The sequence below is a fragment of the Nostoc sp. genome, from assembly GCF_036917455.1.
Lineage (GTDB): Bacteria > Cyanobacteriota > Cyanobacteriia > Cyanobacteriales > Nostocaceae > Nostoc.
Genome location: NZ_JBALDK010000223.1, coordinates 1 through 22,228, shown reverse-complemented (window position 1 = coordinate 22,228; position 22,228 = coordinate 1). Strand labels below are relative to the sequence as shown.

16 protein-coding genes are annotated in these 22,228 nt (G+C 41.9%); 9 read left to right on the top strand and 7 right to left on the bottom strand.

Annotation, left to right across the window (positions count from 1 at the left end):
• The first annotated feature begins 51 nt into the window (after positions 1-51).
• A complete protein-coding gene (gshB, locus tag V7K42_RS24555; RefSeq protein WP_334919874.1) occupies positions 52-1,032 on the top strand; it encodes a glutathione synthase in 981 nt (326 codons plus the stop codon).
• Between the two features lie 405 nt (positions 1,033-1,437).
• Here gshB and ftsZ read toward each other — a convergent pair whose 3' ends face one another.
• The 3 genes from ftsZ to V7K42_RS24540 all read right to left on the bottom strand — a co-directional run bounded on the left by ftsZ (position 1,438) and on the right by V7K42_RS24540 (position 4,518).
• The gene (gene ftsZ / locus V7K42_RS24550; protein WP_094343024.1) at positions 1,438-2,754 is read right to left on the bottom strand and encodes a cell division protein FtsZ; all 1,317 of its coding nucleotides are present in this window, start codon (positions 2,752-2,754) and stop codon (positions 1,438-1,440) included.
• Positions 2,755-2,808: 54 nt separating this feature from the next.
• Entirely contained in the window at positions 2,809-3,099 is a 291-nt protein-coding gene (locus V7K42_RS24545; protein ID WP_334919873.1) for a hypothetical protein, read from the bottom strand.
• A gap of 564 nt (positions 3,100-3,663) precedes the next feature.
• The gene (locus tag V7K42_RS24540; RefSeq protein WP_334919872.1) at positions 3,664-4,518 is read right to left on the bottom strand and encodes a cell division protein FtsQ/DivIB; all 855 of its coding nucleotides are present in this window, start codon (positions 4,516-4,518) and stop codon (positions 3,664-3,666) included.
• A 691-nt stretch (positions 4,519-5,209) separates the two neighbouring features.
• Here V7K42_RS24540 and V7K42_RS24535 point away from each other — a divergent pair.
• Positions 5,210-6,541 carry a P-loop NTPase fold protein gene (locus tag V7K42_RS24535; RefSeq protein ID WP_334919871.1) on the top strand — a complete coding sequence of 444 codons (1,332 nt, stop codon included), beginning with the start codon at positions 5,210-5,212 and terminating at the stop codon, positions 6,539-6,541.
• 95 nt (positions 6,542-6,636) lie between these two features.
• On the top strand, positions 6,637-11,682 hold the full coding sequence (locus tag V7K42_RS24530) for an nSTAND1 domain-containing NTPase (protein WP_334919870.1): 5,046 nt from the start codon (positions 6,637-6,639) through the stop codon (positions 11,680-11,682).
• 103 nt (positions 11,683-11,785) lie between these two features.
• Here the strand turns inward: V7K42_RS24530 and V7K42_RS24525 are convergent, their stop codons facing one another.
• On the bottom strand, positions 11,786-12,136 hold the full coding sequence (locus V7K42_RS24525) for a hypothetical protein (protein ID WP_334919869.1): 351 nt from the start codon (positions 12,134-12,136) through the stop codon (positions 11,786-11,788).
• Positions 12,137-12,902: 766 nt separating this feature from the next.
• Between V7K42_RS24525 and V7K42_RS24520 the strand changes: the two genes are divergently transcribed.
• The 4 genes from V7K42_RS24520 to V7K42_RS24505 all read left to right on the top strand — a co-directional run bounded on the left by V7K42_RS24520 (position 12,903) and on the right by V7K42_RS24505 (position 17,087).
• Positions 12,903-13,736 (top strand): photosystem II manganese-stabilizing polypeptide, encoded by an 834-nt coding sequence (locus V7K42_RS24520; RefSeq protein ID WP_334919868.1) that lies wholly within the window; start codon positions 12,903-12,905, stop codon positions 13,734-13,736.
• Positions 13,737-15,004: 1,268 nt separating this feature from the next.
• Positions 15,005-15,781: an RNA polymerase sigma factor SigF gene (locus V7K42_RS24515; protein ID WP_094327574.1), complete on the top strand. Its 777-nt coding sequence runs from the start codon at positions 15,005-15,007 to the stop codon at positions 15,779-15,781.
• Between the two features lie 164 nt (positions 15,782-15,945).
• Complete coding sequence (locus tag V7K42_RS24510; protein WP_334919867.1) at positions 15,946-16,833, top strand: hypothetical protein; 888 nt, start codon at positions 15,946-15,948, stop codon at positions 16,831-16,833.
• A gap of 2 nt (positions 16,834-16,835) precedes the next feature.
• Complete coding sequence (locus V7K42_RS24505; protein ID WP_094327572.1) at positions 16,836-17,087, top strand: hypothetical protein; 252 nt, start codon at positions 16,836-16,838, stop codon at positions 17,085-17,087.
• Positions 17,088-17,254: 167 nt separating this feature from the next.
• Here the strand turns inward: V7K42_RS24505 and acsF are convergent, their stop codons facing one another.
• Complete coding sequence (gene acsF / locus V7K42_RS24500) at positions 17,255-18,331, bottom strand: magnesium-protoporphyrin IX monomethyl ester (oxidative) cyclase (RefSeq protein ID WP_334714111.1); 1,077 nt, start codon at positions 18,329-18,331, stop codon at positions 17,255-17,257.
• A gap of 423 nt (positions 18,332-18,754) precedes the next feature.
• On the opposite strand from acsF, the gene V7K42_RS24495 reads away from it, so the two are divergent.
• Entirely contained in the window at positions 18,755-19,249 is a 495-nt protein-coding gene (locus tag V7K42_RS24495; protein ID WP_334919866.1) for a TM2 domain-containing protein, read from the top strand.
• A gap of 47 nt (positions 19,250-19,296) precedes the next feature.
• Here V7K42_RS24495 and V7K42_RS24490 read toward each other — a convergent pair whose 3' ends face one another.
• Positions 19,297-19,956: a DUF2996 domain-containing protein gene (locus V7K42_RS24490; RefSeq protein WP_334919865.1), complete on the bottom strand. Its 660-nt coding sequence runs from the start codon at positions 19,954-19,956 to the stop codon at positions 19,297-19,299.
• 304 nt (positions 19,957-20,260) lie between these two features.
• Positions 20,261-21,364, bottom strand: coding sequence for a DMT family transporter (locus V7K42_RS24485; protein ID WP_442938627.1), 1,104 nt, complete (start codon positions 21,362-21,364; stop codon positions 20,261-20,263).
• Between the two features lie 205 nt (positions 21,365-21,569).
• Between V7K42_RS24485 and V7K42_RS24480 the strand changes: the two genes are divergently transcribed.
• Positions 21,570-21,932: a hypothetical protein gene (locus V7K42_RS24480; protein WP_334919863.1), complete on the top strand. Its 363-nt coding sequence runs from the start codon at positions 21,570-21,572 to the stop codon at positions 21,930-21,932.
• Positions 21,933-22,228 lie beyond the last annotated feature (296 nt).

Below are 22,228 nucleotides of genomic sequence, written 5' to 3'. Positions count from 1 at the left end.
GAGATAATAATTGAATAACCATTTAATTTCTTGGTGATTGAGGTATAAAGGGTGAAACTGGCTTTTATCATTGATCCCATCCATCTACTTGACCCGTGTCATGATACCAGCATTGCCCTGATCGAAGCAGCGCAAATTCTGGGACACGAAGTTTGGGTAACTCAAGCAAATCTGCTGAGTGTAGTGGAGGGCAAAGCTTGGGCTGTCCTACAGCGAGTCGAACTTGTACCAGTGCAGTTAGTCGAGGGACGCTGGGTAGCAGCGAATCCTTGGTATAAGTTGAGCGATTCCTACTTAACTTCTTTAGAGACAATGGATACCGTATTTATGCGGACAGATCCACCTGTCAATGATTCCTACCTCTATGCCACCTACATTTTGGATTACATTGACCAAAATAAAACCCTGCTGATTAACAGTCCTAGCGGCATCCGAGGGGCAAATGAAAAAATGTATGCCCTCCAGTTTACCAAAGCAATTCCAGAAACGATTGTCAGTGCTGATAAAGAGTTTATCCGAGAATTTGTCAAAGCAAAGGGGGCAGCAGTTCTCAAACCACTGGGAAACAAAGCTGGAGAAGGAATTTTATTTTTGCAATCAAGCGATCGCAATTTTAACTCTATTGTCGAACTCAGTACCCTCCAAGGTCGAGTGCCAGTAATGGTACAAACCTATCTACCGGAGGCAAAAGCAGGAGATAAACGAATTATCCTGCTCAATGGCGAACCGATTGGTGCGCTCAATCGTCTCTCTAGCGGAACTGATTTTCGCAATAATATGGCAACTGGTGGTACAGTCGCTCAAACCGAAATTACCCCAAGAGAAAATGAAATTTGTACCCAGGTAGCCGAACGCTTACGTCAAGACGGTTTAATTTTTGTGGGTATAGATGTTATTGGTGGCTACTTAACTGAAGTTAACGTCACTAGTCCTACAGGAATTCGTGAGATCGATCGCCTAGATGGTACTCGCCTTGGTCATCAGGTTATTCAATGGATTGAACAGTCACTAAAAACCAAAAAATCAACGTAATTATTTTTACTTGATGTATTTTTTTCCAGGAAACAGAATTCCTTTGGACGCTTGCGTGGGTGAGTTACCCACGCAGCTTTGTTTATATTGAATATAAGTTTAATGGGTTGCGGTGGTAGATCTAACTATGTCTACGACTGGCTACGCTTAAGCATTCCTCGTCGGGCAAGTTTTCCGGTCTTATTTATTCCCAAAGCATAGCTAGACATGAAAGCCAGCAAACTTCTGCCCAAGTTAATTTTATAAGTAGCTTTAACAAATTTCTTTACCAATGAGCAAAATTAGGGATGGCAACAGATTGCTTATCCCTGCTTTTGGTAAAACCCTGAAACTAACAGATTTTATACAGCACTCAGCCTAACCTGAGTCTGCTAATTTAATCTAAAATCTCAAATCCAAAATCTTTTAATTCCGTGGTGTTCGTCGGTTTTTCAGAAAGTCAGGTATATCCAATCCAATTTTTTCTTTTGGTTCTGGAATTGGAGTTGGAGTTGGAGTTGCTGTTGGAGTTGAAGTTGGGGGATTAACTGCGGGTTGTTGTGTTGTTGGTCGCTTTGAGGTATTAGGTGCTACTCGAACGTTAGCTACACTTTGTTGTACCGCAGCTTGCACTTCACCTGTAAATCCGGTGGCAATTACGGTAATTCTTACCTCACCTTGGAGTCTGTCATCAATTACAGCCCCAAAAATAATATTGGCGTTGGGATCAACTACTTCATAGATTGCTTCTGCGGCTGCATTCACTTCATGCAAAGTGAGGTCAGTACCACCAGTAATATTAAATACAACTCCTCTTGCACCTTCAATAGAAGACTCTAGTAATGGTGAAGAAATAGCTGCGATCGCAGCTTCTCTGGCTCTAGATTTCCCAGAACTCACACCAATTCCCATCAGTGCCGATCCCGCATCTGCCATAATAGCTCGGACATCAGCAAAGTCAACGTTTACCAAACCAGGGATCGTGATGATATCAGAAATACCTTGCACCCCTTGACGCAGCACATCATCTGCATAGCGAAAAGCTTCTTGCACAGGCGTTTGTTCGGGGATCACTTCCAGCAATTTGTTGTTGGGGATAATAATCAGTGTATCTACCCTACTTTTTAGTCCTTCAATCCCTTGTTCTGCTTGGCTGGTGCGGCGGCGACCTTCAAAGACGAATGGACGTGTGACTACCCCAACAGTCAGAGCGCCCATTTCTTTTGCTACTTCTGCCACGATTGGGGCTGCACCAGTCCCAGTACCACCACCCATCCCGGCGGTGATAAATACTAGGTCAGCACCCTCTAAAGCCGTAGCAATTTCGTCTCGTGATTCCTCAGCTGCCTTTTGACCAATCGCAGGATTACCACCTGCTCCTAAACCCCGCGTTAGCTTTTGGCCAATTTGTAATCTACTGGGAGCGCCTGCCAAAGTTAAAGCTTGAGCATCAGTATTAATTGACCAAAATTCTACACCAGAGACATCAGATTCGATCATGCGGTTAACGGCATTGCCACCACCGCCACCAACACCAATCACTTTGATGTTGGCAACCCGACCAGGAACAATCTCGCCAATTCGGCTATTTTCCGCAGAAATCTTCTTATTATCGTGATTTTGTCCGAAGTTCAGCCCAGAGTTATTAAACGGATTGGTCGAGTTAACTGCCAGAGAGAACCCAGGCTGTCCCGGAGATTGGGAATTTTTATAGGTAAGTCCTTGGTTATTATCAAGTGTCATTGGATTTGTGAAAGGGTAGATAAACGACTTTTTCAGGTGCTATTCACCTAAGAGTCAACTATAGTTTGACACTGCCACAATACTATGGCACTGTTTTTTATTGTTTTCACTACTGCCAAGCCTAACAGAATTGGCAGTGCGAAAATTTGCTATGGGATAAGCTTTTAACGCAGCCGATCGCACAGCCAATTCTAGAGAAGTATACCTATATTTATCTAAAAGTGACCTGTATAACTTCAACCAGACATTAATCTCTTCATTCTTCTCAGGGAAGGACATAATTTCTAAAGACACACTACAGCGCATCTTATCTGCCTCAATAATATTGTTAATAGGTTTCACCATTGGGGATGATTGCAACTTTAGACACAAACTTTACCTTATACTTACTTATTCTTAAGGTTGAAGCAAGCAAGAATTTACTTGTCAGACTATACCTGATTAATTTGTTGTTTGGGGGGTCTTAATGGACACTTTGTTTGGAGCAATAGTTTATCTTACGAGAACCCTCACTAGTGTGGTCAAAAAATCAAGATTTTCCTAGAGGTTTCTTAACCCAATTAGGAATTACGGTACCAAATAGTCCAAACTGATTGCCCAAAAGCAGCATTTACGCAAGTTTTGGCAGTACCTAAATTTACAAATTTCAACTTCAGTAAACTGTCATTGGAAGTATCCTCAACAGACCAAAGTTAGATTATCCGACATCTTGCACCCTACTATTTAGATGTTAGGGTAACAATTGAGAGTGTTTTACTCGCAATGGAAATTTATATGATTGATCTTCTCATTTTAATTAGAAGTTAATGCCGATTTTCGTACAGTTTGCTGGAAAACTGAAAATATATAAATACATTTATCAGCAGAAAGCTTCTTAATTTACCAGGAGCTATCAATACATTAAATATGCTAGATGTTTTTAGGGGTTTTGGGAGTTAATTTTTGGTCTTTTTGGTTCATTTGTACTAAGGGAAATTCGGGATTTTTCAGATCAATATACTCTATTTGACCGGAATTGAGTTTTGTTGATAAATGGCGCATTTGGGCGAGTACCTTAATTTGTTCAGACAATTGAGGGCCTGGAACGCCAAGATGTACATTTCCTAGTTCTGTTTTCAAAATTAAATTCGCTGGATTTTGGCAATCAATTTCCATAATTTTTACGGGACTTTGGCTGACAGCTTGATGAATTTGAGTCCAGTAGAGACAGTATTGTTTTGGCGACCCAATTACTCTGAGATTGGGTAGTTTCCTAGTAGGATTGAGTGATGTGTATTTTTCTAAAGGTATCCAGGCCCCAGTTGCATCTAGTAAGCCGATTGTGATTTTTTTGTTATCAGTGCCTTGATTTTGTCCACTAGGTGTTTGAGTTACCGCGACAGGGACTCGTTCTTGGATTTCGATGTTTAATCCAGGGGGAAAGAGGCGGCGTCTGACGATCGCTTGGGCAATAGTTGGTTGTTTTTTCAAAGAGTTAGCGATCGCAGCCGGTTCAATTCGCCACAAAGATTGGGGGTAAGATAGCACCAACAGGGATTTAGTTGTCTCATCCGACAGTAATTGATTGCCTGATTTCATCACTACTTGTTTGGGAGTTTTTAACACCCACATCGGTTGGATTGCCACCCACAGCAATCCACCTGCCAAACCAGTAATGGCAAAAGTTCGCCAAACAGCTTGAATAATTTTCATCTGCCGCCGCCGCCGTAATTTCTTACGACGCTGGGCTAGATCCGTGCGGGAAACTGATAATATGCCAGCCATTCAAACCCCTTTCTGGTTACAATTCCAATTCCTTGACGCGCTTGTATCATTATTAATCTCAGTAAACACTGTCGGCATCTATTAGCCACCCTCCTCAAGACTTTTTTTATTTTTAGTAACACTTTACAGTAAGTACACAACCAACCTAGCGCTAGTCATACCTCCATTAAACTTTCCGGTGTCCATTCTTAACTCACTGTTGTCTTTTTGACAAGAGATAGTCAAATATTTTTTCTCTAAAGATTACAAAATATTAATTTAAATATTTCTGATCTTGTTTTCTTGACAAATAAAATGTGAAAGGACAACTAAGTATTCCTGAATTTCTGTATAAATTGCTATAATTCATACTAGTCCTACCTCATCAGCTAAACAAACTAAGAATCATGCAAGGTAGTAGCTTTTTTTACTAATTAACTCAGCCAGAAAGGTTTGTGCCAGGTCAAAAAAAAACTCCTACATTGTCAAAACCTCAACAGCAGGTGTAAAAAGGACAGATATGCTTAAGGTTATTAGGGTCAATTAAATCTCTACCGTACTACTGACAGTGATTCTGTAATAAATACTGTCTTTTGCAAGATACTACCAACTTGCGAACTAATCGTGTGCCTACATCCAGGCTAAAGATTGTTTGTATAAAAAATACGAATATAACTGCATCTCCACACATCTACATACGCCTCCACATAACATGAAAACGACATTAAATTTGTCACGTTTTTACAAAGCATGTAACCCAAGCTACACGCTTAATATAAGTAACGTGCTAGATCGCCAGTATTATATAGATTTTGCTGATGTCCGTGGTTGCAAGATTGTTGAAGAATTGCAACGGACTATAGTTAGGATTTCTCCTGATGAGCCAACTTGCCAGTTATTTACAGGTCATATTGGCTGCGGTAAGTCAACGGAATTGCAGCGCCTAAAGACAGAACTAGAATTGGCGGGATTTCATGTAGTTTATTTTGAGTCTAGTCAAGACTTAGATATGGCCGATATAGATATCAGCGATATTTTGCTGAGTGTAGCCCGTCAAGTCAGTGCCAGTTTAGAAGGCATTAACATCAAACTCAAAGGTGGTTACTTTACCAATTTGTTCAAAGAAGTAGGCGATTTTTTGCAAAGCCCCATAGAGCTTTCTGGACAAGCAGAATTGTCCTTGGGTATTGCTAAAATTACCGCCAAAACTAAAGATAGCACCCAGATGCGGAATCAACTGAGGCAATATTTGGAGCCACGGACTAATAGTATTTTGCAAGCGATTAACGAAGAAATTTTAGACAAGGCTGTTGAACAGCTAAAGCTGCGGGGTCAAAAAGGACTGGTAGTGATTGTAGATAATTTGGATCGAGTAGATATGCGTCCCTTAGCCTCAGGGCGATCGCAACCAGAATATCTCTTTATCGACCGAGGCGAACAGTTACGCCGACTTAAATGCCACCTCGTTTACACCATTCCCCTGACCTTAATTTTCTCCAATGAGTATGAGACACTAAAAAATCGCCTGGGGGGAGGGATTGCGCCAAAAGTACTGCCGATGGTACTAGTGCGGCAAAGAGATGGCAGTGACTACGAACCAGGGATGTCACTAGTACGCCAGTTAGTTCTAGCAAGAGCTTTTCCAGAAGTTCCTTTGAATGGAAGGCTTTCATTAATTACAGAATTATTCGATTGCTCCCAAACCTTGGATCGTCTATGTCGTGTTAGCGGTGGTCACATTCGCAACTTATTGGGTTTACTTTATAGCTGTCTGCAACGGCAAGATCCACCTTTTTCTAGGGACTGCTTAGAAGCCGTGATTAAAGACTACCGCGACGATCTGCTATTAGCTATTGATGAATCCCAGTGGGAATTATTGTTTGAAGTAGTGCAGCAACAGAGAGTTAAAGGTGAGTCTGACTACCAGAGCTTACTACGAAGCATGTATCTGTTTGAATATCGCGATCCTCTAGGGCGCTGGTTTGGCATCAGTCCAGCTCTTGCAGAAACAGAAAAAGTTTTAGCTTGGCAACAAAACAAGTAACAGTTCTGAGTAAATTAATTGTCATTTATCATTAGTCCTTTGTCGTTTGCCATTGGACTAATGCCCCATGTCCCATGCCCAATGCCCAATAACCAATGACTAATGACAAGCCGCTACACGTCTACACCAAAGAAAATCAGCATATCTTGCAAAGACTGATTAGAGCGATCGCACTTTCTGAAGGTCAATTTGCCCTAATTTTAGTTCGGTGTAACTATGGGCAGTTACGCGAGCAAATGTTAGAAAATATTCGCTTCATCACCAAAGATATCAATATTAGAGAAATTGTTCTCAATTCATCAACTACTTCCTTACACAACACAATAGTCTCAGAACTGTTTCTCAATAATCCTGCTGTCGTCACAGACTCTTTGCCCTCTGCTGTTATGGTTTTTGGTCTTGAGTCAGCGATCGATCTAGAAAACTTACTTACAGGCATTAACCAAGCGCGAGATATTTATGCTGCGACTTTTCCATTTCCAGTGGTGTTGTGGCTACAAGATGAAGTGGCATCATTGTTGTCCAGATTAGCACCTGATTTTAAAAGTTGGGCTGCAACCACAATTAAATTTGAAATGGCAAAAGCAGATTTAATTGCTTTGATCCATCAAGAAGCAGAATCTTTATTTGCCAAAGTTTTAGAAGCGGGTGCTGAAACATTTTTATCTAATGCTTCCCTAGATTTAGATCCTAAGTCTCAACACCGCCACGAAATAGAATCAGCCCGTAATGATTTACTGCGCCTATATGGTGTTCAATTAACACTAGGATTAGAAGCTAGTTTAGAATTTGTGTTAGGGCGAGATAAATACGCCAACGATCAAATTAATGGTGCTTTAGCCAATTATCAAAGAAGCCTAGCGTTATGGCAGCAGGAAACGAAGAGAGTAGCCGAGTGGGAGAGTAATTCTTCTTTTCCTCTCTCATATCCTCACCCTACCCCTCCCTCGTCTTTACTCAAGCAAGCAATAGTACTATTCCACCTGGGGCTGTGTTATCACCGGATGGCAGACTTACATCACAATAGTAATAGTAGGTATTGCGAAGATGCTCTCTTGTGGTTTAAACAATGCCTGGAGGTATTGGAGGGAGTAGAAAGAGAAGACTTAGTTGCTAGATTTATTTTGCCCGCTTGTGAAATGCTGCAACGTTTACAAGCTTGGGATGATTTAAAAAAATTAGCTCAGAAATCATTACATCTACATAAAACCTATGGAACTCCTGCACAAATTGCTCAAAATTATGCTTTTTTGGCAAATGTGGCAGCTTCTGAGTCGAATTGGATACTAGCTCATGAATTAGCGAATACAGCACTTTCTATCTCCGAAGAAGCAACAGAAATTCCTCTACGAGATGCTTTGCGAACACGACGACAAGAAAGTTGGTATCTGCTCTTGGTTGCACGTACACAGAGACATCTAGGTGAATCCGAAGAAGCGATCGATAATCTGGAATGGGCGAGGGTAGTTTGTGAGCTACAACATCAGCCATCACTTTATTTAGAGATTTTAGAGGAACTGCGATCGCTTTACTTTTTTGAGCGTCATAACTATACAGAAGCCTTTAAACTCAAGCAAGAAAAAATTCAAATAGAACATCAGTATGGCTTTCGTGCCTTCATTGGAGCAAGTCAATTACAGCCACAACGTTCTAGAATTAACCCAGCATTAGAATCTCAAAAAATACCGTTTATTCCTGAAGGAGTTGCCCAAGAAATATCAGCTTCTGGACGACAGCAAGATGTGAATCGTTTGATTGAAAGAATTAGTCGTGCTGACTATAAACTCACAGTAATTTATGGGCCATCAGGCGTAGGGAAAAGTTCAATCATAAAAGCTGGTTTAGTCCCAGCCCTGATCGGAAAAGTTATCGGTGAACGAATTCCTATACCTATTGTTTTGTCTGTTTATACTGATTGGCTCCCAGTTTTAATCAGCAGTCTAAACCAGGTGCTGGCATACACAGGAATATCATTTAGTCCTGACTCTACACCTACTATACTGCTAGAAAAAGTTCGGTTAGTAACTGAGCGTAATTATACAATAATTCTCATATTAGATCAGTTCGAAGAACTTTTTTTTATTAGTAATCCTCCCACGCAACGAATAGAATTTTACCAATTTTTTAGTGAATGTTTAAATATTTCATTTGTAAAGATTATTCTTTCATTAAGAGAAGATTATTTACATCATTTGTTAGAATTTGAACGTTTGAGCCAAAAAAATAGTAATGGACTATGTGATTTAGGCGTAATTAATAAAAATATTCTCGATAAGGATATTCGTTACTATTTAGGAAAATTCTCTAGTCAGGATGCTAAAGCTATAATTCATAGTCTGACTCAACGTTCACATTATGAACTGAGTGATGAATTAATTAACCGCTTAGTCCAGGATTTGACAGGAGAACTAGATGAAGTACATCCAATTGAATTACAAATAGTTGGCGCTCAACTACAAATAGAAAACATTACCACCCTTGGACAATACAAGCTTTGTGGCGGCTCGGCAAAATTGGTGGAACGCTGGCTTGGGGAGGTTATCAAAGACTGCGGCCAGGAAAATGAAGAGTTAAGTTGGAAATTATTATTTGAGTTAACTGATGAAAAGGGCACGCGACCGTTAAGAACTAAAGCTGATTTAGCCGGTGCATTAGTTAATAACCACGATCTAGATACAATATCAAGCTTTGACACAGTTGGGGAACTGATTTTAGAAATATTGGTGGGTTCAGGTTTGGTGTTGCGAGTCAGAGAAGAATTAGGCGATCGCTACCAGCTAGTTCACGATTATTTAGTTGAACCAATTCGCCAAAAAAACAATTACGGTATGCTCGCCGAATTTGAAAAAATCAAACTCGAAAAAACTAAAGCGGAAGTAGCCCAACAACTTAGTCAAAAGCAACTCAATTTGGTGTTGCAACGGCGGTTACGGGAAGCACGAATTGTAGGCGCAATCCTGGCAATCATGGGGGGAACAATAGCAACATTATGGTGGCAAGCCGACTTACAAAAAACAGCAGCAATTCGCCAAACTCTCCGAGCTGAACGCAGTGAAACTAACTTAAGAATTAGTGGAATTACTGCTGCTAGCGAAGCTCTATTTGCGTCTAATAAAGAGTTTGATGCTTTATTAGAAAGTTTGCGGGCTTGGAGAGGACTTAAACAGGCAGATGGAGTGCAACCAGATACCCGAATGCGAGTGGTAACAGCCCTGCAACAGGCAGTTTATGGGGTAACAGAAGTTAACCGCTTGGAAGGGCACACCGATATTGTCTGGGGAGTAACTTTCAGTCCAGATGGTCAAACCCTAGCATCAGGTAGCCGAGATCAGACGGTGAAAATTTGGCAGCTTGACGGTACTTTACTTCAAACCCTCAAAGGTCACACTGATGCTGTTACCTGTGTAAGTTTCAGCCCAGATGGTCAAACCCTCGCTTCTGCCAGCCTCGACAAAACAGTTCAAATATGGCACAAAGACCCGGTTACAGGTGAATTTGACCCCAAGCCATATAAAACCCTGAAAGGACATAAAGATTGGGTTTATAGCGTTAATTTCAGTCCTGATGGCGAGTTGTTAGCTACAGGCAGTAAGGATACAACTGTAAAACTCTGGCGTAAAGATGGTAGCTTGGTAAAAATACTGAGAGGACATCAAGGGTGGGTTAACTGGGTAAACTTCAGTCCCGATGGTCAATTCATCGCCTCGGCTAGCGACGATAAGACAGTGAAAATCTGGCGACGGGATGGTAGCCTGGTTACAACTTTGCAGGGACATCAGCAGGGTGTGATTGTAGCTATTTTCAGCCCTGATGGGAAATTTTTAGCGTCAGCAGGTCGAGATAAGATAGTGAAACTTTGGCAGAGGGAGAGCAACACCACTAAAGATGGTTTTGACTTTCGTCCTTACAAAACTTTACGGCACCATAGCAGCACAGTGTGGAGTTTAAGCTTTAGTTCCGATAGTAAAAAGTTAGCTTCCGCAGGCGAAGACAATACCATAAACCTCTGGGGTATTACTGGTACTTTACTCAAAACCTTCAAAGGACACAGCGATGCTGTTGTTAGCATCGCTTTCAGTCCAGATAATAAATTGCTGGCTTCAGGAAGTTTCGACAAAAGCGTGAAACTATGGAGTTTAAATGCCCCAACACCGTCTATTCTTCAAGGACATCAGGATCGAGTTTTGAGCGTTGCTTGGAGTCCCAACGGTCAGATGCTAGCTTCTGGTAGTAGCGATCGCACCGTAAAACTCTGGCGAAGATACACTAGTAATGGCGAGGTGAAAACCCGACTTTACAAAACTTTAGTAGGGCACACCAATAAAGTTCCTAGTGTCAGTTTTGACCCCAAAGGTGAAATGTTGGCTTCAGGAAGTTATGACAAAACCGTGAAAATTTGGCGGCTTGACGGTACTTTAATCAAGACTCTCCACGGACATAGCGATACTGTGATGAGCGTGAATTTCAGCCCCGATGGTCAGTTTTTGGCATCAGCTAGTAAAGATAAAACGGTGAAACTCTGGAACCGTCAAGGCAAGTTGCTCAAAACCTTAATAGGGCATCAAGGTTGGGTAAATAGCGTGAATTTCAGCCCTGATAGTCAGATTTTAGCCTCTGCCAGTGATGACCAAACTGTGAAACTGTGGAACCGTGAAGGTAAGTTGCTCAAAACGTTTTCGCCCCATGACAGTTGGGTTTTAGGTGTCAGCTTTAGTCCCACTGATGAGTTATTGGCTTCTGCCAGTTGGGATAACACCGTAAAACTGTGGCGACGGGATGGTACGTTGTTAAAAACCTTGTTAAAGGGGTATAGCGATAGCGTTAATGCTGTCACTTTCAGTCCCAATGGTGAATTGCTTGCTGCCGCCAGTTGGGACAGTACAGTGAAACTCTGGAGTCATGAAGGTAAATTAATTAAAAGTCTTAATGGGCATCGGGCTGCGGTGTTAAGTGTCAGTTTTAGCCCAGATGGTCAAACATTAGCATCAGCTAGTGATGACAACACAATAATTTTGTGGAATTTAAATCTTGACGATCTGCTTGTTCGTGGTTGCGACTGGGTAGGTGATTACCTTAAGCACAACCGTAATCTTGAAAAGCGCGATCGCCTTCTTTGTAATGGCATAACCCACAAACCCTAAGCAGAGGTGGAAAATTATCATTGACTAATGACTCTTAAAGCCTCAATGAGCAACCGCTCTTGGTTTAGCGGTTGATGAGGCGATCCGAGTTTTTAATTTCGAGCTAATCAGCAAAGGAGCGATCGCTTTCCAAAACCTCACGGCTATTTTCTTGGGGAGCCTCTTGTGGCAAATTCGCTAAAAAGGCTTGTAGCCTCATCCGCTCAATATAAGGCCAGCCTCCCTCAGACTCAATATCTTTCAGCAGTGAGTAAAGTTGCCGACGGTTAACAGGCAAACTCTCTTGAAAAACCCCATCCCGGATCTCTCGGTGTAACTGTTCTAGTTGCCGCAGCAATGCCAAAAGAGCTACAGTATCGCTTTCACAACTCCGAACTGCATCATACACGACAGTTGCGAGCGTTTGCAGTTTATAGGACAACTCCCCTGATTCCAGATTTTCGCGATCGTTCATCCCAGCCTTTCCGTATAAATGAGGTCAACTCAAATTTACCGGAGATTTTTAATTTTCCCTAGTTACTCTTGACTCACTGCGTCCCCTCATCCCTTCACTTACCTAAGTAAGGGTTGAATATAACTAGATTTGTATCTTTATTAAAAGCAATTGCGATCGCTCCTAAAAGAGCGTAGTAACCTTTAGCATAGCCTCCACAGCACCTAGATGCGATCGAGACGAGATTTTCTTTGATTTTGAGTACTTTGATTTTGAGTTAAAAAAAATCGTATGATCTGGCTAATTTACCCATCAAACAATGGGCTGTATGTAGTAGCGTCACATACATGATACAAAAAGACTTGGGCGATGCTGCTTTTGCTATTGGCAAAAGCAAAGTGCGAAGCAAACAACTCTCTTCGCACTCTTGAGGCAAGCACTTATGCCGCTCTGTGTGGCGCTTACTCATCCACACGCCCAACTCTAACAAATGCTACCAACAGTAAAACTGCTGGTTTTTTGCTCCCCTAGTAACACACATCCAACATGGATGCACTGTGCTACTCATTCTGGGGTTTACATCCCAAGCTCAAGAGAACGACACGTTTAATTACGTTTAGCAGAGAAAAGTTTGAGTGACGACTCCCAACCTATACGCCCGGACATTTGCCTCAACTCTGGTAATCAGAGCAACGCAATATCCGATCGAGGATGGCTTCTCGTCATAGATCAAAGCTTCGATGCAGTTTTACAACTTAGATATTAATTTTTGAGATTGAGGTTGACCATGAGGTATCGCGCTTTAATTGTTGCATTCTTGGCTTTGTGCCTGGGACTAATAACTGCTTGTAGTGATGCTCCTGCTACTAGTAGTAGAGATGTACTCACTTACGACCAAATTCGTGGCACTGGCTTGGCAAACAAATGCCCCCAACTAGCAGAAACAAGCCGTGGCTCCATTCCCATTGATTCTAGCCAGTCTTATGCCATCAAAGAACTTTGCTTAGAACCAACTAGCTTCTTCATCAAAGAAGAACCTGCTAATAAACGCCAAGAAGCAGAATTTGTTGCTGGCAAATTGTTGACCAGATACACTTCTACTATTGACCAGGTGCAAGGCAACCTAAACATCAACTCAGATAATAGCCTGACCTTTGTGGAAACTGATGGTCTTGACTTCCAAGCTATCACCGTGCAACTTCCTGGCGGGGAGCGAGTACCTTTCCTCTTCACCATCAAAAACTTGGTTGCTCAAACCCAACCCAGTTTGAGCAGTATTAATACCTCCACGGACTTTGAAGGTACTTTCAAAGTTCCTTCCTATCGTGGTGCTGCCTTCCTAGATCCCAAAGGTCGTGGTGTCGTCAGTGGCTACGATAATGCTGTAGCTCTCCCCGCCCAAGCGGATGATGAAGAACTTACCCGTACTAACGTCAAGCGTGCTGAAAATCTTAATGGCAAGATTTCTCTGCAAATCGCTAAAGTAGATAGCTCTAGTGGTGAAATTGCCGGTACTTTCGAGAGCGAACAGCCATCTGATACAGATTTAGGTGCTGGCGAACCGAAAGAAGTCAAGATTCGCGGTCTATTTTTTGGACGGGTTGAACCAAGCCGTGGCTAAATTCTCTGGAGTAAGATAACTAACCTGGCATTCAGAACTGCAATTCTGTAAGCATCAGGTTTCATCACAAAAGTTAACTTCTTTGCCCCCATTTTCAGGGCTGTTTCATTCCTATAAAAGCCTTACAGAGACGAAAAAAGACAAGAGAAAAATTCCTTCTTCCCTTGTCCCTACTTTTTCAAAAGGCTTTGAAAGAATGAAACAGCCCTGACTTTTTTCAGGGGATAGATAGGTTTTTACAAAGAGGGAGAAAAAGGTTAAACCCGGATTTCTCACCACATCTCGATTAAGCCTGCGCTTGAGTAGGGGAGCAGGGGAGGCAGGGGGAGCAGGGGGAGCAGGGGGAGCAGAGGAGAGTTCAAATACCAAGCTCTTTCCCCTCTGCCCATCCTTCGCCTCAAGCTTGTGAGAAATGCGAGTATTAGTTTTTTCTTCCCCTGCCTCCCCTGCCTCCCCTGCCTCCCCTGCCTCCCCTGCTTCCCCTGCTTCCCCTGCTTCCCCTGCCTCCCCTGCCTCCCCTGCCCCTCTGCCCATCCTTCCCCTCAAGCTTGTGAGAAATGCGGGTAAAGCACAATACCTTTGGGTTAGTGATATTTTCCCTAGAAAGATTCCCCCTGTACCAATACAGTTTAGTTAAGCATTTCTTCTTTCTCTGCGAAATGCTGCGCGTTTGCATAGAGTTTCGTAGAGATGGCATTACCTTCGGCAAGCCTATCTGCATCTACGTTAAAAAAAATTTCCTCTGACAAAGAGTTGACCATTGATTGAACCGTATTGCCCTCAGTACAACAAAGGCTATCTCACTATTTGCTTTATTAGCTTGCGTAAATATACATACTGTTTTCTAAATATTATTAGTAATTTTTAATTGTTGGATAAATCTTGTTTGAATGGACACGTAATTTTACTGTAAATCCAACTTTTGCTTATGCCAAAACAATCCGACTACTGTTGTTTTATTTAGAGAAATTAGCTTCACCATTAATTAATTAAAGTTAAGTAAAATCCCGGTTTGATATTTAGTAACTAATTTTATATTTTATTCCTATGTAGTTTGAAAAACAGCTACAGATAATCCCCACAATAAGTAACAAACTAAATACCAATTTCACTCATTTAAACTTTGCTCGATTGTCAAGCAACTCTATGGAATTTTTTTAGAAAAACGTTCTTGTTGTCTAGAGAATTTGCTATATAAATACAGCGCGATCGCAGTTGAGTTTAAAAGTGACTAATTGATTGTTAATTTACTCAATAAATACGGTGCTATGCCTACCACAGTCACCAATGAACTAAAACATGAAATTTGGCAGTTGTTGCGAGAATATCAGCAATCTCGGTCAGAAAATGTTCGCAATCAACTGGTAAAACTCAATTTTGGACTTGTGAGAAAAGAAGCTCACTACTGGACAAATCAATGTCATGAAACCTACGATGATTTGATCCAGGTTGGATGTTTGGGCTTAATCAGAGCGATTGAAAAATTTGAACTTTCCAAGGGACATGCCTTTAGTTCCTATGCTCTTCCCTATATTCGGGGTGAAATTCAACACTATCTCCGAGATAAAGGTGTTACCGTGCGAATTCCTCGGAAGTGGTTAGCATTGCAACAGCAAGCAATAGGAGTGTCACGCTCTTGGCGTGAAAAGCATAATCGCCAACCAACAGACACCGAATTAGCAACAGCACTGGAAATTTCTCCAAACGAATGGCAAGAAATTAAATTAGCGTGGATAAATCGTGCTCCCTTGAGTCTTGATGTGCCAATCCAAGATGGGGAAGAAGGCTCTACCTGCTTGGGAGAATTGGTTCCAGATCCTCACTATCGCAGCTTTCAATTGGCACAAGAAGACCAACTCCGCTTGCAACAAGCATTGGTTCAGCTCGAGCAACGCACCCGTGATGTGTTGGAATGCGTTTTTTTACAAGATTTAACACAAAAACAAGTTGCAGAACATCTGGGAATTAGTGTCGTAACGGTTTCCCGTAGAGTCAAGAAAGGTCTAGATTTGATGAAACAGCTTATGGGTGTAGCAGATGATTAACTGCAAATAACTAAATCCGCAGTTATGCTGGGCTGTTAGTGCTAAAAATAACTCTTTAAATCTAAAAAATTAGGTTATAAAGGGAACATACTTTGCCTTTGATACAAATTTTAGGCATGTAGATTTCCATTTTTAAATTTTCCAATGGCTTTTGAGAACAGCTCATGGGCAGAAATTCAAAAATTACAATTGCAGCTATTTTAACCTTAGCGATCGCTGGATGTGCTTCTGAAGATGCACCACAAGCCATTAATCCCGCGCCAATTCCAAAAATAGCAGCAAAGTCGCCACCTGCGGCTCAATCCTTTAAGAATCCAGTGATACCGGCTAAAGAGGTTTCACAAGTTACCCCCGGATCTGTTAGCTTGATTCAATCTACTAATGCTACAGAGCGGGCACCGTTAATCCTGGTATCAAAAGAGCGGACTGATCCGTTTGCACAAGTTTTCGGACAGATGGTTACTAGAGTGTCTACAACACCTGGAAGACCTGTTCCCGTGTTGCCTAAGCTACCGACTGCATCGATAACAGTACGAAAACTTCCAACACGCAGCGTAGCTTTAAATCAGAATCAGAAAAATCAGAATCAGAAAAATCAGAATCAGAAAAAAAATAACATTGCTTCTGTACCAAAAAAAGTCAATCCTACTTTGATTTCAGTTTTACCTAAAGTTTTGCCTCAAGTTGTCTCTAACCCCACTTTAGTATCTGTACTGCCACCACCAGCACAACCGGAGTTAGCAAGGGCAGTTATTGTGACTGGTGTAGTTCTAATTAGTAAGGAACCGCAAGCAATTATCAAAGTACCGGATGAGCCAACGAGTCGCTATGTACAAGCTGGACAGCGATTGGCCAACGGCGTACTTATTAAACGGATTGAAATGAATGGAGGCTCCAATCCGATTGTAATTCTTGAACAATTTGGTATAGAAGTTGCCAAAATGGTAGGGGAAGGGCCTGTCAACTCAACGCCATCAGCTACATCTGCTAATGGTAATCGTGTTTCAGTGACAATACCCTCCTCAAATCCTTTTAATGTTGGAGCTTCATAAAGATGGAGACTAAGGAAAAAATTGAATTTGCTGGTTTGCCTTTAGCTGTCTATAGAGAGATAGCAGCTCATTTGCGTCAAGTCGAAGGGGTAGAAGTGGATTTAATTCCCCAATCATCCCAACAGTTTGATTACAATCAAAGTCAAATTGGTGGCTTGTCTATTTCGTGGACAGCAAACTCTGGTTCAGAAAGTCGGCAACAAGTTAACCAAATTTTGGCTTACTATCAAAATCGCTATATGAATCCTATTTGATTTGTAAAAATTGAAGCCTCTGATTCCTGATTTCTTCGAGAAGTCGGGAATTTTGTTGTTCATGAATGATTAAGTAGAGGTACGGTGTCAGGCATTGACTATTACAAGAAAAAAAAGTGGTTCTGCAATTAACAGAACCACTAAAGCTTTCGCAAACCTGTTATAAATTAACGAACTGCCCCTTGAGCAGAAACAGTATCAATGGGTTTCATCAGGTACAGCCGTAATAACTGCCAACCATTCGAGATGTAAAGTGGCAGTTTCTGGAAGAGTTGCAGGAATTTGGGAGTGTTAGAATTAGCGATCGCACCCAGCTTCTCATTATTGCTAATACAAGTATCCAAGCGCTGATAAAACTCTGGATTCTCTACATCCAGCATTAGAGGGAACACCCGACCGGCGTTTTCGTTGGTCTTCTGAATTACATGGATGTCGTACTCTCGTGCATCCAATCCCAAGGTTGCATAAAAGTCCTTGCGTTGGATGTCATTCAGATACATTGTTGCAAATACCGACAATAAGAAGAACCGACTCCATAGCCGTGCTTTCCAATCATTCAACATTTGCGGCTGAGATTTCATGACCGCATCAAAGAAATCACCGTGACGGTTTTCATCCTGACACCAGTTCTCAAAGAACCGGAAGATTGGATAAACCCGGTCTTCGGGATGTGCTTCTAAATGGCGATAAATAGTGATGTAGCGCCAATAACCGATTTTCTCAGACAGATAAGTGGCGTAGAAGATGAATTTCGGTTTAAAGAAGGTATAACTACGACTCTTAGTCAAAAACCCTAAATCTAGGGACAGATTAAAGTCCGACAAGGCTTTATTCAAAAAGCCAGCGTGACGTGCTTCATCCCGTGACATCAGGTTAAAACACTCTGCCAAGACAGGGTTTTTTCCTTTCAAGCGACGGCCGAGTTCTTTATATAGCAAAAAGCCAGAAAACTCTGCCGTACAAGAACGTTCTAGAAACTCAACGAACAACTTGCGAGTTTCCCCGTCAATATGATCCCAGGATTGGTCAAACTCGGCATCCCGAACAAAGTGATGGCGGTTGTAGTCAGTGCGGAATTCTTCGAGAATGGCTTGTAACTCGTCTTCATTGACGGAGATATCCATCCGCGCCATCTCATCAAAATCGGTAGTATAAAACCGAGGTGTTAACAGGGTTTCTTTTGCCGGGACTTTAATCCCTGGCCGGATTTCTTCAAAGCCTGGTTTTTTGAGGGAATCTACCATGTCTTGATTGCTCTTTCGTCTTTATTATCTTAAGTAGACCCTTCGGGTTCCGCAGTTTTTCATGGAGGGGAGACCTCTCTGAGCGACTGCCTCACCAGAAAGCCAAGGGTAATGTTCTGTTAAAGCGTAACAGCCCACAATAATCCAATTGTATAAAGTTCAGTCTACCAAGGTGCGGGTGAGAAATTTATAAGCAAAAGATTAAGAGTTGCAACAATAATTCAATATTTACGGAACCAAGAATCGTAGATTAGTAGTCAAATAAACGTAGTTCAGCGATTAGCACTGTTTCAATCGAGGGGAGTAGCACGCACATTTGATGTTTTAAAAGTACTGCTATTTCAGTATTATTATGTAGTTAATACTACAATATGGACAACCCATCTTAGACAACAAGAGCAAATCCAAAAGGTTGAAAACAGGATGAATCTTGAAAACAATCAGCATAAAGACCGACTTCTTGTCTCTTACATTTTGTGTGCAGCATTCTTTTTCGGATTAGGAGGACTGCACCGTTTCTACAATGGCAAAATCGGGACTGGTTTGTTGTGGCTGTTCACTGGTGGTATGTTTGGTGTAGGGCAGTTCGTAGATTTGTTTCTCATGCCCAATATGGTTGACGAATACGAACACAACCTAAGATTAAAAGCGGGTGTATCTCCCTTTGGTGTGCCGTTGAACCAAGCAGTAGTTGCCTCTCAAGTCCACCGCCCAACAGGCAACCAACTGATGATTAAATTGATTGAAGCGGCGGAAATCAAGGGTGGTACTTTAACCGTTACTCAAGGCGTTAAGTTAACGGGAGCTAGCTTTGCTGAAGTAGAAGCTACTCTCAATGAGATGTACAAATCAGGTTATGTAAAAATAGATAACGACCCCAATACTGGAGCCGTTACCTATCATTTCCACGAACTTTAAATTGTCATTTGTCCTTTGTCAAAAACCCAATGACTAATGACCAATGACTAATTTATACCTAGCCACTTTTGACCGTCCAAGCGCTGAACTAAGCCAAATACCAACAAATCGAGCGTAATTTTGCGCTCATCGATTAAGAATGACTCAAGAGTGCTAGGTTTTTTGCCTTCATTACAGGAAAATCCCTTTTTCCCTTGAATATCTTCTTCGGGGAAATACAGGTTAAACTGACGCGCACCTATTTCTTTCCAAGTGCCGATAATTTGCCAGCATTCTTCAGCAGATTCAAAACCAGTAATGGGCAATTTCTGCTTGGCAAAAGACACCTGTAAATCTTGCACACCTTGTTGAGCGATCGCTTTTTGTAAAGCTGGCAAGTAGTCTTGCTCAATAAACTCTACAAATGGCTTATCTTCAACAGCTGGGGCTTTTTCCTTTTTGGCTGCTTTAGCTGCGGCGGGTTTTTCTTCTGTTGCGGCGGCTGCTGGTTTTTCCCCTACTGCGGCTTTGGCTGCGGGTTTTTCTCGCTTGGGGGGTGTCGCAGTTGGTTTAGCAGCGTTTGAATCTGGCGCGTTGGCAGTCGGGAGGTCTGTGGCTTCGGGTGAATCTGTACTAGGAGCGTGTTCTTCGGCCACACTGGGAGCTTTCTTGTCAACAGTGCTGGGAGCTACTTCTCCCGCTTGATTGTGATTGGTTTGGTCTGCCATTGCTCAGGTCAATCCTTTAATCTAGCTTTGGGAGCGATCGCTCACCTTGATATATCTGGTATTTTTATTTTGACATACTAGTGCACCAGGGCAATAATAACTGTACAGTTCAAAATAACGCAAATGCTTAAGCCCGCATTTCTCACAAGCTTGAGGGGCAGGGGGGCAGAGGGGCAGAGGGGCAGAGGGGCAGAGGGGAAAGAACTTGGTATTTGAACTCTCCCCTGCTCCCCTGCTCCCCTGCTCCCCTGCACAAGGTTTTGAGAGATGTGGTGAGAAATCCGGGTTAAGGCATAAGCCTGATTCAAATCCCCTTGAATCCCATATCAGCTTCTACCTGTTGCTGTGCCGCAGTAGAATTTACCTTGCCAGACGCAATGCTAGAAGTCTTACGCCAAATTCCAAACTGGCTCAAAAATATGCCTACTAAAATCACGCTACCGCCAATATATTGAGGTAAGGTAGGGGCTTCACCCAAAATGAAATAGGCTGCTATGATGCCCACAATTGGGCCAAATGAGCCAATTAATGAAGCCGTAGATATAGTACAAGTTTTCAAGCCTTTAATCAAAAAAGACTGGCCTAGCACCACAATCAACCCACCATATAAAAACATCCATTGCCATAAGAACGGTGAGAGGGCATTAGCGAAATGATCGCTGCCATAGAGGACTAAAGCAATGAAGAAAAAGATTATGGTTCCTAGTGCAGTTCGAAAAATGCTGTAGATTCCCAAAGGAATTTGCGAAAGGTATTTCTTACCAATAATCGTAGAAGCGGTTCCAGCTATAGATGCTACTGCTGCTAAAACTTCCCCTATGCCTAAACTGAAACCTCCCATATTTATCATTGTATCTGTTGGAGGCTGAAGGATGATAGTTAGGATAACACCGACAAAGGCTGCGATCGCTCCGATAAATTCCCAAATATTTACCCGTTCTCTCAATAACCAGACTGATAAAGCCAGAGTTAGCGGCGGTTCCAAGCGTCCCACCAAGATGATATTGTTCACTCCTGTGAGTGCAAGTGCCTGGAAAATTAAGCCAGGAGCCAACGCTCCTGATAAAATAGCTACTGCTGTTAGACTGACCCAATCTTTCCTTGAGAGTTGCTTCAAAGTAGCTTTGTTCCACTGTCGCCCATAGATGAGGATCAGAAGTATCAAGGCGCAAAGGTTTCCCACAAATAAAACATTACATAAAGAAATCGGATTGCGTTCCCCGATAAAATGTTCAGCACCAACTTCCGTTAGCTTCCGGGTAACTGCGCCAGATGCGGCAAAAATTAGCATTGCTAGCCAGAGATATGTTTGTCCTGAAACTCTATGAACTAGGTGATGTCGTCTTTTGGGTCTAGTCACAATAACACCACTGCAATAAAAGCATTGCCCATTATAAATTGCCGCCATTCTTAACTGAATGAGGTTTTGTTGAGAAAATACTTAAATTATGCTGTGATTTTGAGTTCGGATCATTGCCTGAGAAAGTGCTGAGAATAAACTAAGTTTTCTCAAATGATAAATTCATGAAAATAGTGGTTTAGTTTCAATAAGTTCTCACTCCCACCTGAGATGCTTGGGATGTTCAGGATAAAACAAAAAAGAGGAGTCAACAATGAAACTCGCACCCTTACTTACAAGTTTTGCTTTGGTTGGTTTTTTCACAGTTTGGGACGTACCACTAAAAGCGCTCAATCCTTCATTAGTACAGGCATCAGCAGCCGAAGAAATGTCTGTAGCCCAAAAACTAGATTTGCTGACTAAAAGTAAGGGTCAGATTGGTAGTGGCGATCAACTTCGTCGTTTCTTTTTTGGTGATTTGGAGCCAATCGGTATCCAGATAGGTGGTGCAGGTCATGTAGTTAATCTTTATAACAAAGCCAATGATGTCACATTCGCTTACTGTTCTCATTATGATGTGATTGTCGCGATTAAGAAGGGTAAGGTGACTAAGTTTGAACCTAGTGAAGTGAAGTAATTTATTGATTGAGGGCGACGCTAAGGAACGGAGTTTTCCCTTAATGTCCTTATAAACGATTACTTTGGAAAACAGTCTTTTTGAAACCGTTTGGACAAGGGGTATGAGTTATTTTTCTCCTTGTCTTCTTGTCGATGTTGAGAGGTTGAATGAACAAGTTTTTCACTGTGACTTTAGACACTTTTAGATCCCCCCTAACCTCCCTTCAAAAGCTATCCATTATAAACATCTTTCTTAATACAAAATTTGACAAAAGTCAGCAGTTATGGGGAGGAGGATGAAGGAAAAAAATCACC

Excerpts from the sequence above, each read along its gene's own strand:
- V7K42_RS24495 (WP_334919866.1), top strand. The coding sequence starts at position 18,755 with ATGAATCTTGAAAACAATCAGCATAAAGACCGACTTCTTGTCTCTTAC.
- ftsZ (WP_094343024.1), bottom strand. The coding sequence starts at position 2,754 with ATGACACTTGATAATAACCAAGGACTTACCTATAAAAATTCCCAATCT.
- V7K42_RS24505 (WP_094327572.1), top strand. The coding sequence starts at position 16,836 with ATGGAGACTAAGGAAAAAATTGAATTTGCTGGTTTGCCTTTAGCTGTC.
- V7K42_RS24545 (WP_334919873.1), bottom strand. The coding sequence starts at position 3,099 with ATGGTGAAACCTATTAACAATATTATTGAGGCAGATAAGATGCGCTGT.
- V7K42_RS24485 (WP_442938627.1), bottom strand. The coding sequence starts at position 21,364 with ATGGCGGCAATTTATAATGGGCAATGCTTTTATTGCAGTGGTGTTATT.
- V7K42_RS24480 (WP_334919863.1), top strand. The coding sequence starts at position 21,570 with ATGAAACTCGCACCCTTACTTACAAGTTTTGCTTTGGTTGGTTTTTTC.
- V7K42_RS24510 (WP_334919867.1), top strand. The coding sequence starts at position 15,946 with ATGGGCAGAAATTCAAAAATTACAATTGCAGCTATTTTAACCTTAGCG.
- V7K42_RS24520 (WP_334919868.1), top strand. The coding sequence starts at position 12,903 with ATGAGGTATCGCGCTTTAATTGTTGCATTCTTGGCTTTGTGCCTGGGA.
- V7K42_RS24540 (WP_334919872.1), bottom strand. The coding sequence starts at position 4,518 with ATGGCTGGCATATTATCAGTTTCCCGCACGGATCTAGCCCAGCGTCGT.
- acsF (WP_334714111.1), bottom strand. The coding sequence starts at position 18,331 with ATGGTAGATTCCCTCAAAAAACCAGGCTTTGAAGAAATCCGGCCAGGG.
- V7K42_RS24525 (WP_334919869.1), bottom strand. The coding sequence starts at position 12,136 with ATGAACGATCGCGAAAATCTGGAATCAGGGGAGTTGTCCTATAAACTG.
- V7K42_RS24490 (WP_334919865.1), bottom strand. The coding sequence starts at position 19,956 with ATGGCAGACCAAACCAATCACAATCAAGCGGGAGAAGTAGCTCCCAGC.
- V7K42_RS24515 (WP_094327574.1), top strand. The coding sequence starts at position 15,005 with ATGCCTACCACAGTCACCAATGAACTAAAACATGAAATTTGGCAGTTG.
- V7K42_RS24530 (WP_334919870.1), top strand. The coding sequence starts at position 6,637 with ATGACTAATGACAAGCCGCTACACGTCTACACCAAAGAAAATCAGCAT.
- V7K42_RS24535 (WP_334919871.1), top strand. The coding sequence starts at position 5,210 with ATGAAAACGACATTAAATTTGTCACGTTTTTACAAAGCATGTAACCCA.